The sequence below is a fragment of the Jeotgalicoccus nanhaiensis genome, assembly GCF_015235105.1.
GTDB classification, from domain to species: domain Bacteria; phylum Bacillota; class Bacilli; order Staphylococcales; family Salinicoccaceae; genus Jeotgalicoccus; species Jeotgalicoccus nanhaiensis.
The window spans coordinates 46,770-61,212 of sequence record NZ_JADGLW010000005.1; the positions used below are offsets into that span (position 1 = coordinate 46,770).

General features: G+C 43.9%; 15 protein-coding genes. 4 read left to right on the plus strand and 11 right to left on the minus strand.

Going from position 1 to position 14,443, the window contains the following annotated elements; translation table 11 throughout:
- Window positions 1–78 precede the first annotated feature (78 nt).
- Genes IR135_RS07890 through glp form a run of 8 tightly spaced genes read right to left on the minus strand, consistent with a single transcriptional unit; the run spans window position 79 to window position 7,242 of the window.
- Window positions 79–1,626, minus strand: a complete 1,548-nt coding sequence (locus IR135_RS07890) for an ATP-binding cassette domain-containing protein (protein WP_135098338.1) — start codon at window positions 1,624–1,626, stop codon at window positions 79–81.
- Window positions 1,623–3,188 carry an ATP-binding cassette domain-containing protein gene (locus IR135_RS07895; protein ID WP_135098340.1) on the minus strand — a complete coding sequence of 522 codons (1,566 nt, stop codon included), beginning with the start codon at window positions 3,186–3,188 and terminating at the stop codon, window positions 1,623–1,625. Before IR135_RS07895 ends, IR135_RS07890 begins: the two co-directional genes overlap by 4 nt.
- A 56-nt stretch (window positions 3,189–3,244) precedes the next feature.
- On the minus strand, window positions 3,245–4,270 hold the full coding sequence (gene moaA, locus IR135_RS07900) for a GTP 3',8-cyclase MoaA (RefSeq protein WP_135098342.1): 1,026 nt from the start codon (window positions 4,268–4,270) through the stop codon (window positions 3,245–3,247).
- 11 nt (window positions 4,271–4,281) lie between these two features.
- Entirely contained in the window at window positions 4,282–4,848 is a 567-nt protein-coding gene (gene mobA / locus IR135_RS07905; protein ID WP_135098344.1) for a molybdenum cofactor guanylyltransferase, read from the minus strand.
- Complete coding sequence (locus tag IR135_RS07910; protein WP_115885852.1) at window positions 4,849–5,082, minus strand: MoaD/ThiS family protein; 234 nt, start codon at window positions 5,080–5,082, stop codon at window positions 4,849–4,851.
- Entirely contained in the window at window positions 5,082–5,525 is a 444-nt protein-coding gene (locus tag IR135_RS07915; RefSeq protein ID WP_115885853.1) for a molybdenum cofactor biosynthesis protein MoaE, read from the minus strand. Before IR135_RS07915 ends, IR135_RS07910 begins: the two co-directional genes overlap by 1 nt.
- Entirely contained in the window at window positions 5,512–5,982 is a 471-nt protein-coding gene (gene mobB, locus IR135_RS07920) for a molybdopterin-guanine dinucleotide biosynthesis protein B (protein ID WP_135098346.1), read from the minus strand. Before mobB ends, IR135_RS07915 begins: the two co-directional genes overlap by 14 nt.
- Window positions 5,983–7,242, minus strand: coding sequence for a gephyrin-like molybdotransferase Glp (glp, locus tag IR135_RS07925; protein WP_135098348.1), 1,260 nt, complete (start codon window positions 7,240–7,242; stop codon window positions 5,983–5,985). It abuts the gene before it with no gap.
- 99 nt (window positions 7,243–7,341) lie between these two features.
- Here glp and moaC point away from each other — a divergent pair, with 99 nt between their 5' ends.
- A complete protein-coding gene (gene moaC / locus IR135_RS07930; RefSeq protein WP_135098350.1) occupies window positions 7,342–7,818 on the plus strand; it encodes a cyclic pyranopterin monophosphate synthase MoaC in 477 nt (158 codons plus the stop codon).
- A 423-nt stretch (window positions 7,819–8,241) separates the two neighbouring features.
- Here the strand turns inward: moaC and IR135_RS07935 are convergent, their stop codons facing one another.
- Both IR135_RS07935 and IR135_RS07940 read right to left on the minus strand, forming a co-directional pair.
- Window positions 8,242–8,748, minus strand: a complete 507-nt coding sequence (locus IR135_RS07935; protein ID WP_416212703.1) for a MogA/MoaB family molybdenum cofactor biosynthesis protein — start codon at window positions 8,746–8,748, stop codon at window positions 8,242–8,244.
- 12 nt (window positions 8,749–8,760) lie between these two features.
- On the minus strand, window positions 8,761–9,762 hold the full coding sequence (locus IR135_RS07940) for a ThiF family adenylyltransferase (RefSeq protein WP_135098354.1): 1,002 nt from the start codon (window positions 9,760–9,762) through the stop codon (window positions 8,761–8,763).
- A 207-nt stretch (window positions 9,763–9,969) separates the two neighbouring features.
- Here IR135_RS07940 and IR135_RS07945 point away from each other — a divergent pair, with 207 nt between their 5' ends.
- Together IR135_RS07945 and pnpS are read left to right on the plus strand one after the other, a co-directional pair.
- Window positions 9,970–10,662: a response regulator transcription factor gene (locus IR135_RS07945; RefSeq protein WP_135098356.1), complete on the plus strand. Its 693-nt coding sequence runs from the start codon at window positions 9,970–9,972 to the stop codon at window positions 10,660–10,662.
- Window positions 10,663–12,438 carry a two-component system histidine kinase PnpS gene (gene pnpS, locus IR135_RS07950; RefSeq protein ID WP_135098358.1) on the plus strand — a complete coding sequence of 592 codons (1,776 nt, stop codon included), beginning with the start codon at window positions 10,663–10,665 and terminating at the stop codon, window positions 12,436–12,438. It begins immediately after the preceding gene.
- Between the two features lie 222 nt (window positions 12,439–12,660).
- Here the strand turns inward: pnpS and IR135_RS07955 are convergent, their stop codons facing one another.
- Window positions 12,661–13,344 carry a hemerythrin domain-containing protein gene (locus IR135_RS07955; protein WP_167753394.1) on the minus strand — a complete coding sequence of 228 codons (684 nt, stop codon included), beginning with the start codon at window positions 13,342–13,344 and terminating at the stop codon, window positions 12,661–12,663.
- Between the two features lie 137 nt (window positions 13,345–13,481).
- On the opposite strand from IR135_RS07955, the gene IR135_RS07960 reads away from it, so the two are divergent.
- A complete protein-coding gene (locus tag IR135_RS07960; protein WP_135098362.1) occupies window positions 13,482–14,441 on the plus strand; it encodes a hypothetical protein in 960 nt (319 codons plus the stop codon).
- The last annotated feature ends 2 nt before the right edge of the window (window positions 14,442–14,443 follow it).

Sequence of the window (14,443 nt, forward strand, 5' to 3'; positions counted from 1 at the left end):
ACTAATTTTGTTAAATTAAGAACATTATATCATATAAAAATCCGTTTTCATAAGGATATCTCCGATGTTAAAACATCTTTACAAAGTATCTCTGTATCGTCTGTATGCTTCTCTGGCCGGCCCGTCCTGTCCGAGGACTTCTTTGACGCTGCCGCTTTCTGTTATCGTCCCGCCTTCCAGATAATGCACATAGTCAAACTGCTCCAGATGGCTGAGGTCATGCGTCGCCGTAAGCACTGTATCTTTCTGGAAAATTTCCTGCCATATTTTATCTCTGAGGCGCGTATTTAAACTTGCTGTCGGCTCATCCATTATCCAGGTATCTTTATCTTCGATATACATGCGGATCAGATGCATCCGTTTTTTCTCACCAAGCGATAAATACTCAGCCGACGTAATATAGTCATCCGGCTTAAAGTGGCCCAGCTCAAATTTTTCAAGCAATTCCTCAAGCTGATCTTCATCTGCTTTAAAATGATTGAACATCGTCAGGTTTTCTTTGACCGTGGCGTTGTAAAAATCCAGATGCTGCGGCATAATCCCCGCGTCCGACTGCTTAATCAGCTGGTTGAGCAGGGTTGTTTTGCCGGAACCGCTGCTGCCGATTAGCGCGTGTTTCTCACCCGGTTTAATTTCTATATTTATATTGCTCAGCACATCGCGTTTGGTTTCCGGATAGCGGAAGGACATATTGGATAAGGAAAGCTTCTGATCTTTGTTCTCAGTCATCATTTCTCCCGGATCACTTACCGCTTCAACGCGTGCTTTGACCGCTTTATATTTACTGGCCGGTTTAATAACCGGAATGGCCAGTTCAAAGAAACTCATCAAGAGCAGGATAATCATCGGGATTAATAAAGGATAATCGCCGCTGAACAGAATAATGACGAGAAGAAGCACGCCAAGCTGGATAAACAGACTGATGATATCGATTGCCGCATCTAAGGCTGCTTCCCTGTTTTCATTTTTCGTAATCTTTTTATAGGTAGTTTTAATATTACTGCTGACTTTTTTATCTTCTTTCACGACAAACAGATTCGTAAAGTCATGAATGTAATGATACAGCTCTGTAAACAGTGTATCTTCCGCCTTGTTTCTCTCATCGTACAGCCTGCCTGAAATACCGCTTATAATGAGCGGCATAGCGAGCAGCAGAATCAGCACCGATACGAGCAGAATCACAAGCAGTTTTGGATCAACCAGCAGCGACAGCACCGTTAATATAAGCGAGATAAACACCGCAACGATATAAGGATAAATAATGCGGATATAATAATCTTCAATATCGTCAAAGTAACTCGTCAGCTTTTGAATATAGCGGACGCTGTGTGTATCCTCCTCGCTGTTTACCGACTGTTTGAAGTAGGACGCTCTTAATCTGCCGATCATTTTAAATGTGGCATCGTGGCTTAAAAGACGCTCGAGATACTTCGCAGCACCTTTTGTCAGACCGAACATTTTAATAGCGGCGATAATTAAAATAATAAGGAAGAACGGCGGTTCAAAGAAGCTTAAACTGATCATGTAGCCGCTCAGTCCAAATATCGCAACACCTACAAGCCCGCCGATAATGCCGAGGACGATACTGTAGAAGATATGCATCTTTTCACCTTTTAAATACATCATATCCGTTCACCTCTTTTCAAGCGCCCTTCACTTAGCACATAATGACTGTCTGCAATTGCGAGCAGCTGCCGGCGGTGAATGACTGCAATGATTGCAGATGTTTCTTTTAATTCAGCGAGATATTTCATCACGAGCTGCTCTGTTTCAGCATCGAGAAACTCAGTCGGTTCATCCATGATAATAATGTCAGGCCGTGCGATTAATACTCTCGCCATTTTTAAGCGGACAATTTCCCCGCCGGATAATGGAATATTATGATTAACAATCGGCGTATGAATGCCCGCTTCCAAATTATCGATACTCGATGACAGATTTAACTGTTCGAGAATGTCATGCACTTTCTCTTCTGAATGACTGTCTCCCGACACATAGTCATAGATCGTCGTATCAGAAAAATACACTTGGTCTGAAACATAGCCGATATCAGTAGTCAACACATCGAGGGTGCCTGAATCCGGTTCATGGAGTCCGAGGATAGTTCTTAAGAGCGTTGTTTTACCGGCTCCAGACTCGCCTGTAATCGCGGTCAGTCCTCTTTTACCGAACTTAAAATCGGCCTTATCCAGCAGCAGCTTTTCGCCATGGCTGATTGTCAGTTTGTCAGCTTCTGCTGCGTAACTGTCTGTTTTGCCTCTGTAAGCTGTATTCATTTCAGGTTTGTTAATAATTGCTTTCGCTTTTTCAAAGCTGCCGAGTGCGAGCTTCCCGTTATGAAATTCCGTCCCGAGCACTTTCAGCGCGTTGTAGAATTCCGGTGCTAAAAGCAGGACGAAAAATGCGGTATAGAATGAAATATTTTCAAAAATAATTATTCGGAGCGCAATTTCTAAAGCGACAAGACCGATACCGAGTATCGTTATAAACTCGAGCATCATCGTCGACTGGAAGGCGTATTTTAAAATGTGCATGGTTTCCTTGACAAAACCTTTGTTATCTTCTTCCAGTCTTTTTATCACTGTATTTCTGGACTGCGTATTTTTTACAGTATCCTTGCCGCGGATCAGATTTAAAAACAAGGTGCCGATATTGTCAAAACGCGTCGCCTGCTTTACCGATTCTTCCTGCGTCTGCAGGCCAACGAGCACATAATACAGCGGGATAAAAGGTGCAGTAAACAGCAGTATCGCTGCTGCATAGATATCGATAAAAAATAAGACTGCTATAATGCCCGTAACTTTAATCATCGTTTTAATAATTGTCGGTGTAAACGATGTTTCATACGGCCGGTAGGACTCCAGGTGCACAAGCAGAGCGTTGATCATACCTTCTGACTCCCGCTGCGTTTTAACATCGATGCGGTCGATCAGCTGATCTGCTTTTCTTTCGATTGATTTATTCGCAGACATCTGCGTATACAGATTATAAAATTTATCTGTTATTATAAACAGCACAAAAAACGCACTCATATAAATGAGCGGCGAGAGTATGCTTAAATCCTTAGCCATCACGATGCTTTCCAGTATACGGGATAACTGATGGCCGAAAGCTATATAAAATGCAAGGCTGATTGCTGCAATTAAACTGTACAATACAGCTCGTTTTAAACTTAAATTCAGTTTCAAAGTCTCACCTTCAGACACAAAAAACGTGAAGAGGCCCCTTCACGTTTTCTGTAAATTTATCCGCCGATATAGCTCATGTTGATTTTTTTCCGCTCCCGGCGTTTTTCTTCTGTAATTTCTGTTCTGATTTCCGAATAACGGTCATCGCGTTTGTCCCAGACACCCATTAATACTTCTGTCAGTTCTTCGTCACTGATGCCATCCCGCATCAGTGTCTTAATATCGAAACCGTCGACTGCAAACAGACAGCCGTAAAATTTTCCGTCGGATGACAGTCTTGCTCTCGTACAAGTCGAACAGAAGCTTTCCGATACACTCGTAATAAATCCTAAGTACGAATCTTCGGCATCGTTATGCTTGTACACTTTCGCCACTTCACCGTAATAGGCCGGATCGAGCGGGGCAAGATCAAATTCCGTCTGCAAGGTTTCAAGAATTTCTTTCTTGCTGACCACCTTATCGAAGTTCCAGCCGTTATCGTTGCCGACATCCATAAATTCAATAAAGCGCAAGGTCACAGGCAGCTTTTTAAAATAGCGTGCCATCGGCAGTATTTCCTGCTCGTTCAAGCCTTTTTGCACAACCATATTGATTTTAATCTGGAAACCGAGGCCGATTGCATATTCAATCTGTTCCAGAATGCGCGACGTGCCGATACCCCGGTCGTTAATTTTACCGAACAGTTCATCGTCCATCGCATCGAGGCTGATATTGATGCGTCTCAGGCCTGCATCGTATAATTTCTGGCCGTGTTTCTTCAAAAGCAGTCCGTTCGTTGTGAGTCCGATATCTTCAATACCTTCAATCACGTTTAATCGTTCGATTAATTCATGAAGGTCTTTTCTCATCATCGGCTCCCCGCCCGTCAGACGCAACTTCTTCACACCGAGACTGGCGTAAATTCTTGCGAGCCTTTCAATTTCGTCAAAGGAAAGCAATTGTTCACGCTTTAAGAATTCAAAATCATCTCCGAAAATTTCTTTCGGCATGCAGTATCGGCATCTGAAGTTACATTTATCAGTGACCGAAATTCTAAGGTCCCGGATCGGACGGCCAAATTTATCTGTAACTACCTGAGCCATGTAATTCCTCCTTATTTAATATCAGTCTTCCGATTGATATTAATCAGCGTCGTACTATTGAAATTATAAGACTCGATGTTTAAATATTGGACATCGAGATTCTCGAAAAACGCTTTTAAACTTAACCGTTTCGTCTCAAGCTGCGCTTTTAACAGCTCAACCAGAGTGTCATGCTGATAAACCCCGATGAGCGGGTGCTCTCTGTCGTTATCAGTCGTAATTACCGTATCGCCTGTCTTCTCTGCTTCTTCAGCAAGAATATCGAGCCAGGCTGAATCGACATACGGTGTATCACAGGAAATCACCATCAGTGCTTGCCCCGGATACTCTTTGGCCGAAGCGTATAATCCGCCGAGCGGCCCGTGGTCGATATACTCCGGATCATCGGTAATTACTTTATAATTTTTAAAGCTTGTCTTCAGTTTATCATTTGTGTTGATGACAATCTCGTCTATTGCTTGAACATTTTCTAACGATTGTGCGACATGTTCATACATCGGACGGCCATTTAACATATACAAGGCCTTATCCTCGCCGAAGCGGCTCGATTTGCCGCCCGCTAAAATTACCCCGATCATTTAACCGCCGCTTACCGGCGGAATTAACGCCACAGTATCTTCTGATGTAACGACTTCGTCATCTTTAACAAATGCTTCGTTTTTAGCTACCTGAAATACTTCGCCGTCAAGTTCAGGGTAGTCGATAAAAATATGATTCTTTAATTCACCGACAGTAATTGAGTCGCCGACAAACAAGTCAATTGTGTCGCTGCCGATTTTTTCTTTTATACTTGCAAATACTTTAATTTCCATTAGTTTTCCTCCACACTCGGATGATATTTGCGGGAATCGCCAATCCATTTTTCGCCGTCTTCCCAAATTTCTTTTTTCCAGATCGGGACAATCTCTTTTAACCGTTCTACTGCATACTCGTTCGCCCGGTAGCTGTCTGTACGGTGCGGCGAACTCGTTACAATCACCACTGCTATATCGGAAATTTCAAGCTTGCCGATACGGTGGCCGATGGCTGTAATCACACCCGGCCAGCGTTCCGATATTTCATCGCCGATTTGAGCGAGCATTTTTTCCGCCATCGGAATATAAGCTTCATATTCCAAGTGAACGGTGCGCGTGCCTTTCGTCCATTCGCGGACATGTCCCGTAAAGGTGCATACTGCCCCCTGATGTTCATTTACAGTCATTTTATGATATTTGTTTATATCCAGTTCTTTATCTGTTACTTCAAACATTTTCATTGCCGATACTGCTCCATTCTTTAAACCAGTTCACTGCATTATCCTTATCGTAACGCATATCAAAACGGTTTAACACATTCGTCAGGCCGATTTCATTAATATCCGTTTCACCTTCTGTAAACGAATAGGTCAGAATAATTTTTGAATAGTTTTCTTTTTTATAGCCTTCAACGAGTACGAAATCCACGCCTTCAGTTTGAAATCTCTGCAGCTGTACAGTCAGCGGCTTGTCGGGACGTTCCGTCATAATGGAATGTCCCGGCATATTGAAGGCAGTATAATCTGCGCCCGCTTCAAAAAATCTGCCGGTGTCCGTATCGTTCGGGATGTCTTCGGTAATATGATGCCGTTTAATCACTGCAACAGTATAGCCGTGCTGTTTTAATAAATTTACCAGGTCGAGAATGAGCGTTGTTTTACCTGTATTTTTATAGCCTGCTATCTGTAAAGTTTTCATCTACTCCACCCCAAAATTGTCTGCGCCTGTCGTGACATCAGTCATCATCACTTTGACTGCATCGCCTTTAACAAAGCCGCGCGTACCGCCTGGCAGAACGATAACGCCGTTGCTTCGTGCAATAGATGTCACCGCATTTGATTTGTTAAAACCGGACGGGCGTGCATATATTTTCCCTTCTTTAAAAAACAGTTCCGCACGGATAAAGCGCGAGAACGGGTTAGCCTTCGAGTGGTCCTCATCAAGCACCGCATCAATAAGCGGAGCAAACGGCAGTGCTGCACTCTGCATTAAGTTCAGCGCAGGACGGGCAAACAGTTCAAAACCTGAATAGCATGCTGACGGGTTGCCGCTGAGTCCGAAGAGCAGTTTATCGTTTAAAATACTGACTGTTGTAACACTGCCCGGTCGCATAGCTACTTTATTAAATAGGACTTCAGCACCGAGTTCGTCGTAGATCTTCGGCAGCAGGTCGTAATCCCCAACCGATACGCCGCCTGTTGTAATAATCACGTCGACTTCATCGAGCATCGCTTTAATCCGCGTATACAATGTGTCGAAATCATCTGTTTCTAATTTGTAATGCTTGCCTTCGATGCCCATGCGTTTCAGCTGGCTCATTACCATTGGTGTATTCGAGTTGCGGATTTTCCCGCGTTCGAGTTCATCTTCAACTTCTAAAAGTTCTGTTCCTGTAGACAGCACGCCGACCGCCGGCTGCTTGAACACTTCAACTTCGCTGTAGCCGAAAGTAGCAAGTGTCGCGACCGTACCCGGGTTAATCACCGTGCCTTTTTCTACAATAATGTCACCGACTTTACACTCTTCACCTTTTTGTGCGATATTTTCACCTGGTGTAAACGCACGCCGGATTGTAAAACCGTCTTCAGTTTCTTTCGTCTGTTCGAACATAACGACCGTATCCGCCGACTCTGGAATTTCAGCTCCCGTCATAATGCGGAAAGCTTCATTTTCTTTTAAGACGTAATCGCTCGAGCTGCCTGCCGGCACTTCTTCAACTACTTTAAACGGTACTCTATTATCACCTGAAGCACCTTGAGACGATTGTGAATGAATTGCGAAACCGTCCATGGCAGATTTCGTAAATAAAGGAACATCCGACGTCGCTGTTAAATCTTTCGCGAGCACTCTGCCGTAACTCTCTTTATAGCTGACAGTTTCTGTGCCGAGTTCCGTGACTCTTTCCATCAGTTTTGCCACTGCATCGTTAACATGAACCGGTGTTCTGTTTAAAGTCATTTCTATCATCCTCGCTGTATTTAAGTTATTTATCGTTTCGTATGAATGTTTGATATAATTTGATTACTTATACTTATTGTACTAAATAGGAGGTTGCAAATGTCTAATTTTACGCATTTTAATGAAGAAGGCCGTGCCAAAATGGTCGATATATCAGATAAATCAGTCACGAAACGCAGTGCAACTGCACAGAGTCTGCTTGAAGTGCCTGAAAACATTTATAAAGGTATCACCGAAGGCACTGTAAAAAAAGGAGACGTTCTCGGTGTCGCTCAGGTAGCGGGTATTATGGCAGCGAAAAACACACATCAGATTATTCCGATGTGCCATCCGCTGTCACTGTCCGGTGTTGACGTCTCATTCCGCTGGGAAACTGATGAAACCTATTTGCTCGTTATCGAAGCGACAGTAAAAACGACCGGCAAAACCGGTGTTGAAATGGAAGCACTGACAGCAGCAAGCGCTGTAGCGCTCACCGTTTATGATATGTGCAAGGCGCTCGATAAAGGTATGATTATTAAAGAAACAAAGCTTCTTGAAAAATCCGGCGGCAAATCCGGCGACTACAAGGCTTAAATATGATTGAATCCGTCTGACCTTGAGCAGGCGGATTTTTTTAGTTGGGTGCTGGGTTGGGTGTTGGCTCATGTATACGAATGATCCAATGCATAGGCATGACAGGTTCTCATGTATACGAAAGACCCGTTGCATAGGCATGACAGACCCTCATGTATACGAAAGATCCATTGCATAGGCATGACAGATCCTCATGTATACGAATGATCCGTTGCATAGGCATGACAGACGCTCATGTATACGAAAGATCCGATGCATAGGCATGACAGACGCTCATGTATACGAAAGATCCGATGCATAGGCATGACGGGCTCTCATGTATACGAAAGATCCGATGCATAGGCATGACGGGCTCTCATGTATACGAAAGATCCGTTACATAGGCATGACAGACGCTCATGTATACACAACGTCACATACACTCTAATTCTCTTTATTCAGCTCAAATACCAGGTGGTTCAATTCCGGCATCACGAGTTTTTCCATGCCGAGCTTTACTGCACCGCTTGAACCCGGCAGTGAGATAATCAGCTGGTGACCGTAAGTTCCTGCCGCTGCACGGGATAATAGACTGCGTGAACCGATGTCTTCCGTGTAGCTCAGCATGCGGAACAGCTCGCCGAATCCTTCGATTTCCTTATCGAACAGCGGCGTCACCGCTTCAATCGTCACATCGCGTCTTGCGATTCCCGTGCCGCCCGTCGTAATCACAACATCCACGCCCGCTGCAAGGTGCTGCTTCACCGCATTTTGAATCGTATCAATTTCGTCTTTAACGATTTCATAATGTTCTTCAGGCACAAAGGCATTCACCGTCCTGATATAATCAATGACGAGTTTACCGCCTTTGTCCGTCGTTTTATCGCGCGTATCACTAACTGTAATTACCGCCACTTTAATATCTCTGTCAATTCTGTCCACAATACTCAAAAACATCCGCTCCTAGCCGAATAATTGATTGATGATGGTCCGTGCTTTATTTAAATTCACGACGTTATGCATCAGCATTCTGCCGTTAGAGAAACTCACGATACGTGTCTCTCCGTAGTTAAACTCGATAAAATACGGCGTTCTTTTATAGACGATATCCGCCTGTTCAAGTGTTTCTGTTACCACGCTCTCAGTCAGCCGGCCGTCGATTACCTGAATCATATCCCGACCGCAGAATTTCATAGCGCTCGTTTCTTCCCTGTTCAGTTCCGGGAATTCTTTCGTCTGGCAGGTCGGACATGCGCTTTCCGTCATGCTGCTGATATCGAACTTCATATAATCCATATCCCAGACATTGCCGATATGCATATGATAAGGCCCTGTCAACTGTTCCGTCAGAATTTTAAGTGCTGCAGTCACCTGATGGCTGACTGCCATATGGACTGCCGGCGAGATAATACCTGCAGTGTCGCACGTCAAGGTCGTCGCCGGCAGCACCGGCGTCAGGCATCTGAAGCACGGAGTTTTCTCCGGAACAAAGGCTGCACTGGAATATGAACCTTCAATACAGGCCGCATAGATCCATGGAAGCTTATATTTAAAAGCCGCATCGTTAATCAGCATCCGCGTATCGAAATTATCCGTCCCGTCAAGGATCAGGTCCGCCTCTTGTGCGACCGACTCAATCAAGCCTGCGTCACAGTGCGCCACATGCACTTCAATTTCGACAGCGCTGTTGATTTTAGACAGTTTATCGTAAGCAGCGGCGGCTTTCGGTTTCTTCTCTCTTGCATCTTCTTCGTTATATAAAGTCTGGCGCTGCAGATTCGTCAGTTCGACGTAATCCCGGTCGATTAAAATCAGCTTGCCGACCCCCGCTCTCACGAGCATTTCCGACGACAAAGAACCGAGTGCGCCGAGTCCGACAATCACTGCTGTTTTCTCTCCGAGAAGCTTTTGGCCCCGCTCGCCGATATTAGAATAGAGCAGCTGTCTTGAATATCTGTTATCCATTATTTTTCACTCATTAATATAGAAATTTATGTAACGCTTTCATCCTTGATTTTATCACAGACACGGGGCTAAATCATTTTATTGATTTACAAACAATGGTCTTTAGAACCTTATTGTTAAGATGGTGTAAAGTTCGTCTGTAAATTGTATGAATTGTGCTAAAATATAGTTGTTATAACTTAATGAAATTTACGGAGGGTCTTATAGATGAAGAAGCTGCTAGTCGTTGATGATGAACCATCAATTTTAACCTTACTGAAATTCAACCTGGAGCAGAGCGGTTTTGAAGTGCTCACAGCTGAAAACGGCAATGATGCGCTGGAAATTGCTGTGAATGAAGATCTTACGCTGATCGTTCTCGACCTGATGCTGCCGGGCATGGACGGCATGGATGTCTGCAAAACGCTCCGCCAGGAAAAAATTAACACACCTATTTTAATGCTGACAGCAAAAGATGATGAGTTCGATAAAATTCTCGGTCTTGAACTCGGCGCCGATGACTATATGACCAAGCCGTTCAGTCCGAGAGAAGTCGTCGCGCGGGTTAAAGCCATTTTACGCCGGACCAACCTCGTTCAGGCTGAGGCGAAAGATGAAGTGATTAAAATCGGCGAGCTGGAAATTCATCCCGACAAATATATGGTGATGTTTAAAGGTGAACAGCTGGTGCTGACACCGAAAGAATTCGAATTGCTTCTGTATCTTGCTAACCACCGCGGCAAGGTTTTGAGCCGCGACCAGCTCTTAAACGGTGTCTGGGATTTCCATTACGACGGTGATACGCGCATTGTGGATGTTCATATCAGCCATTTGCGTGAAAAAATCGAAGCGGATACGAAGCAGCCGGTGTATATACGAACGATCCGCGGCTTCGGTTACAAGATGGAAGGACAGGATTAAATGCAGCGTCTGTGGCTGAAAATCACAGGATCTTATTTAATATTATCGATTACATTTATACTGGTGCTGTGGTTTTTTATCAGTTCGATTATTCAAAATACATATACGGATATGACGAAAGAACATCTGATAGAAAATGCCCAGCTGGTGTCGGAAGTGATTACGCTCGGCGGTCTGGATGAAGACCGGGAGACACTCGATGAATGGACGAGCCATTTTGATGAAGAAATTACGCTCCGCTATACGATTATCGCTAAAGACGGTACGGTAATTGCGGATACCGAAAGCGATATTGAAACGATGGACAACCATATTAACCGGCCGGAAATCGATGCGGTACTCGTTAGAAATCAGGAAATCGGTGAATCTGTCAGGTTGAGCGATACGCAGGATATGTCGATGATGTACGTGGCAATTCCCTTCGAAGCCAACGGTGAGATTATCGGTGCTGTCAGAACTTCTGTTTCTACAGAATCGATTGATAATGCCATCAGTGCCATCTGGACAACGCTGAGTGCAATACTGTTTATTATTCTCCTCGTGTCCGTTATTTCAGCAGCGCTATTGAGCTACAATATTACGAAGCCCATCAACAGAGTGATTAACGTAACAAAGCGGCTGCAGAATAAAGATTACAGTGCGCGTATTAACTCGGATTATTCCGGCGAAATCGGTAATTTAAATACATCTGTCAACGCGCTCGCTGCAAGTCTACAGGCCCACGTTAATGAAATAGAAGAAAGTGAAAAGCAATTAAACAGTATTCTGTCGAATCTGGTCAGCGGTGTGGTGCTAATAGACGATAAAGGTGAAGTTGCGCTGACAAACCAGGCAACGGAGCGCTTTTTATCGAAACATACTTCAAAAATTTACCAGAGAGAATACAATTACGTATTCGGCCCGCTCGGTATCGACCATTTAATTGAGACGGTAATTGAAGATAATGTCAGCCGGCACGATGAAGCGCATCTTTACTTCCCGGAAGAACGAATTCTGGATGTGCATATCGCGCCGTATTACAGCCAGGGCTGGCAGCAGCGCGGCGCGATTATCGTGCTGCATGATATTACCAACATCAGACGCCTTGAGAAAATGCGCAGTGAATTCGTTGCGAATGTGTCGCATGAATTGAAAACGCCGATTACTTCGGTGAAAGGATTTGCCGAAACACTGCTCAGCGGCGATGTGCCGGATGAAGCGACGGCTAAACAGTTCCTGCAGATTATATACGACGACAGCGAACGGTTAAACCGTCTGATTACCGATTTACTTGAGTTGTCGAAAATTGAAAAGCAGGCGATGCCGCTCGAAATTACCAATGTGGATATAAAGACGGTGATTAAAAATTCCACGCGGACTATTTCAAAATTTGCACACGACAAAAATATTACGCTGCATCTGCCGGAAGACAGTTCCCCGGTGTACGTGGAAGCCGATAAAGACCGGCTCGGACAGATTGTACTGAACCTGGTTGCAAATGCGGTCAACTACACATCTGATAACGGACATATTTATATCGATGTTGAAGAACGGTCGTCGAAAGTTGTCCTGAACGTGCGCGATACCGGGATGGGCATACCGGAAGAAAGCCTCGATCGGCTGTTCGAACGCTTCTATCGCGTCGACAAAGCCCGAAGCCGTCATTCAGGCGGCACGGGACTCGGTCTCGCCATTGTCAAACACCTGGTCGAATCCCACGAAGGTGAAATCTATGTGAAAAGCACAGAAGGAGTCGGCTCGACTTTTACTGTTGAACTCCCGAAAACACAAGAATAGTATAGGTAGATTGATTAAGATTAAGCCGGGCGCTGGAGATGCGTCCGGTTTTTTGTTGGGGCGGTCAAATAAAACAGCTGCCGGGTTATTGTGGGAACCACAGTGACGGGATAAGCCTGTTATTCTGTCATTGTTAAAGCCACAGTGGCGCGCCAGCCTTCTAATATCCTCATAAAACCCAAAAACCCGCTCACATGAGCGGGTTTTCATAACAAAGTTATATTACCTGAACGGCGTAAACAGCAGATTGTTTTCCAGATGCAGGAGGGTCATAATATTCTTCTCATTTTCTTCCAGTTTCTTCAGTACGAAGACGTTTAACGGCTCGTTGCTGTCGATTGGTGTGTAGCCGTTTGTCAGCGAACGGATTTGCTTGAACCAGTTGACGATATTTCGATGTTCATCGAGTAATCTTGTAATGTGCGGTTTCAGTGCTTCAAAAGCGACTGAACTTTTCTGTTCATAATACGTCAGTAGCAGCGGGTACACATCGGATTCTTCCGTTTCAATATGCACTGTCATTTCCCGGTAAATATTATAGAAGAGTTCGGCCACTTTATCGTATTCAACATCTTCTTTTTTATATTTTTTGGCGAGTTTTTCGACGTAGTCATTTAGAACCGGCAGTTCATCCAGCAGGTCGTCGTAATATTTACGTTCGATATACTTAATAATGCTCGTTTGATCCATAAAGGATACATCGATTCCCTCAATCCGCTGTTTCGCGAATTCGTTGACTTCATATAAAATGTTTTCCAGATTAAAATTCCCTGCTTCATGAGCTTTCTTTAAAGTCTGGTCGCCGTGATTAACAAAATCAATATCGATTTCGCGGAAGACGCCTGCCGCTGCCGGCACCTTAAATAGAATATCTTTTAATTTCATCGTTTCATTTATATTTGACATGTTGAATCCTCCTCGTCTATTCTTTATATTCATACCATTAATTGAAATTATTTAAACCTTGGTACCCGTTTAATTCTTTCTTGCCGAGGGTATTGTATAATTAATCTAAACAGCTATTTATATGGAGGTCAGTCCCAGTGAATAAAAATTTAAAAATGTTAGCTACAATTATACCATTGATTGCGGTTCCCTTATTTAATGAACGTAAAAAGATAGCGAAACATCCCGATATGCAAAAGCTCGGGGCAGTATCGAATTCAGTTTACACGCGCGTTAGAGACAGCAGTAAAGATGCTGCCTCAAGTGCTTACGAAACGACGAAAAATACCGCCCAGACTATCGGTACGAAAGTAAGCGATACGCTTGAAGAACGCAGCTATAATAAGGAAGTTAAAAATTATCAGAAGAGCCTCGAGCAGGAAGAATCGCTTGAAAAGCGTTTTGAGAAAGACAAGGCAGCTCATAAAGAAAAGCGCAAGGCGGACAGCAGCGATAAAAACCGTTCTTCTTTTGTGCCGAAAATCTTCCAGTCACACAGTGAAAAATCTGCCGATGATATTAAAGACGGCATGACAGTGTCCGATGAACTGATGTCACAGAACTCGCCGACACCGGATATTAACACTGACAAACTGACAGAGCCGGATAATGAAGAACCGGTTTACGGTGAAAAATATATGTTTGAAGACAGTGAAGAAGATGACAAAGTTCAGAATGAACTGGTACCATATACAGGTAACGCAATTCAAATTAATGAAAGCAGTGAGAAAATGACAAACATCCAGGAAATTAATGAAGAAAAAGTTCTCAACGACACAGAATTCACAAGAAACTCAAACGATCAGCAGGATGAGAATTTACCGCTTCGCCAGCAGCATAAAAACATTTTAGACCCGCGCAGTGCGGCACGTGAAAAGTACGCTGCAGAAAAGAAAAAAGAAAAAGAGAACCTGCGAAACAGCAACAGTCTCTTCAATAAACACCGCCGCATGAACTTTGAACATGCGAACAAGAGAAAACGCGTTATCGGCGACGGTAATCCTTATATTAAAGATGAAACAATTAAAAATTACGAAGAGCTAATGTTTAATAAATAAGT

What these genes read in the sequence shown, in the direction of transcription:
- IR135_RS07890 (WP_135098338.1), bottom strand. Translation starts at nt 1,626, where the DNA reads ATGATGTATTTAAAAGGTGAAAAGATGCATATCTTCTACAGTATCGTC.
- moaA (WP_135098342.1), bottom strand. Translation starts at nt 4,270, where the DNA reads ATGGCTCAGGTAGTTACAGATAAATTTGGCCGTCCGATCCGGGACCTT.
- mobA (WP_135098344.1), bottom strand. Translation starts at nt 4,848, where the DNA reads ATGATCGGGGTAATTTTAGCGGGCGGCAAATCGAGCCGCTTCGGCGAG.
- IR135_RS07910 (WP_115885852.1), bottom strand. Translation starts at nt 5,082, where the DNA reads ATGGAAATTAAAGTATTTGCAAGTATAAAAGAAAAAATCGGCAGCGAC.
- IR135_RS07915 (WP_115885853.1), bottom strand. Translation starts at nt 5,525, where the DNA reads ATGAAAATGTTTGAAGTAACAGATAAAGAACTGGATATAAACAAATAT.
- mobB (WP_135098346.1), bottom strand. Translation starts at nt 5,982, where the DNA reads ATGAAAACTTTACAGATAGCAGGCTATAAAAATACAGGTAAAACAACG.
- glp (WP_135098348.1), bottom strand. Translation starts at nt 7,242, where the DNA reads ATGACTTTAAACAGAACACCGGTTCATGTTAACGATGCAGTGGCAAAA.
- moaC (WP_135098350.1), top strand. Translation starts at nt 7,342, where the DNA reads ATGTCTAATTTTACGCATTTTAATGAAGAAGGCCGTGCCAAAATGGTC.
- IR135_RS07940 (WP_135098354.1), bottom strand. Translation starts at nt 9,762, where the DNA reads ATGGATAACAGATATTCAAGACAGCTGCTCTATTCTAATATCGGCGAG.
- IR135_RS07945 (WP_135098356.1), top strand. Translation starts at nt 9,970, where the DNA reads ATGAAGAAGCTGCTAGTCGTTGATGATGAACCATCAATTTTAACCTTA.
- pnpS (WP_135098358.1), top strand. Translation starts at nt 10,663, where the DNA reads ATGCAGCGTCTGTGGCTGAAAATCACAGGATCTTATTTAATATTATCG.
- IR135_RS07955 (WP_167753394.1), bottom strand. Translation starts at nt 13,344, where the DNA reads ATGTCAAATATAAATGAAACGATGAAATTAAAAGATATTCTATTTAAG.